At 38.4% G+C, this 1,520-nt stretch carries 1 protein-coding gene and 1 pseudogene; both read left to right on the top strand.

Annotated features, from left to right (window positions below):
* A pseudogene (locus RV04_RS13340) lies at positions 1-1,169 on the top strand (hypothetical protein); the annotation flags it as partial.
* 19 nt (positions 1,170-1,188) lie between these two features.
* A partial coding sequence (locus tag RV04_RS12860; RefSeq protein WP_071858850.1) for a hypothetical protein occupies positions 1,189-1,520 on the top strand: 332 nt, incomplete at its 3' end.

The raw sequence follows: 1,520 nt of genomic DNA, 5'->3' as shown, positions 1-1,520 counted from the left end.
CAACGTGTGATTTTGTTGGGAAAGTTGTTGGTAGCCTAGTGGAAAACCCAAACAAAGCTTATTATGGTATATCAACAGGTATTCCAACAGCCATGAGTGTAGGGTCCGAAGAAACTAGCACTGGATATTTAGCTTTATCTAAAAAAGATGGAAATCTACGATCAGCTTCTAATGGGGGTCTAAACACAGTAAGATTTAGTCGATTATCATACAATATTCTACAGCATGTTAAAAATCTTTTAGGAGAAGATTTTTTCGTTGATCGAGGGGCTAACGATACAATATCTCAAGTTGCGGTTCTAAAAACACTGGATATTACAGGTGTCAATCAAATTTGGGGATACGGTTCAAGCGTTGGTGGAAACAAATTAACAACAAAAATATACAGTAGTGGTGCTTGGGCTAAAGAAACTATTTCGACGATGGGTAGCATTTCTGAAATTACTCAAAATATCAGCTCTTCGGAAATGAAAACTATGATTCAAAGTGATGGATTTGTTCACGTACTGATTCATACTGAACCGTCTGATAATGTTACAGCTTCAAGTGTAACTTTAGATTGCGGAATGTTTGATTTGAAAATCAAAGTATCAGCAAACGATTACATCAAGTCAATGATCGCTTCAAATCACGTAACTAATTTAGCGACTGCAGAAGAAGCTACAGCTGGAACGAATACGACTAAAACAATGACACCAGCTACGACCGCTCAATCGATTGATAACCGCGCAGTTACATTAGCAAGTAATCAAACGATCGGCGGCATCAAAAATTTTAAAGATGGTTTAATGTTGGCTGACACATCTGTAGTAGTTGATCGATACATTGAAAAAACTGTAGTCACTACTAACACAACTGATTTCAGCGCTGACAGCACCGTTTATTTTCAGCGTTGGGGTCGAATGGTCGTTGCAAGTGTTTCAATCACTAATAAAGCTGCTAATTTTGCAGCGTGGAAAACATTAATGCAGTTCCCTGACGGGTATAAACCTAATAGACGGATTGGTTGGGGTGGAACATTGACAAACAACACGAATAGAGCACCGAGTTTGTCAGTTTATGCAAACGATTCTGGGATTAGTGTTATGAGTCCGTCGTCTGACTTTCCAGCGAGCCAGAACTGTGTAGGAACAATCGTGTATTTCACATCAGACGCATGGCCGTCTTAAAAAAATAGGAGGAAGATAAATGAAAACAATTTATGAGATTCTGTATCCGTTCGGGTGCAAGACAGCAGAAGTGGCAGAGGACTTTGAAACGAAATTTCCATATACGGAAGTAGAGCCTGACGCAACACGAGATCTAATGTTGCAGTTCTTTGACGTTAAATCAAACGTGTGGAAGCCTGTTGAATTTATGGCTAACACTGAAAAACTAGCTTTACTAGAAAGATTCTACACCACAGTTAAAGAAGATAATGCAGCATTAACTGAGAAACAAACGCAAATGACTCAACTGAATGCAAAACTAATGCTGAATGATTTAAATTTAACAGCAGAAAACACAGCATTAAAAACAAA

It is taken from the genome of Enterococcus hermanniensis, from assembly GCF_001885945.1.
In the GTDB taxonomy this organism is placed as follows: domain Bacteria; phylum Bacillota; class Bacilli; order Lactobacillales; family Enterococcaceae; genus Enterococcus_A; species Enterococcus_A hermanniensis.
This window is presented reverse-complemented; position numbering and strand designations above follow the sequence as displayed.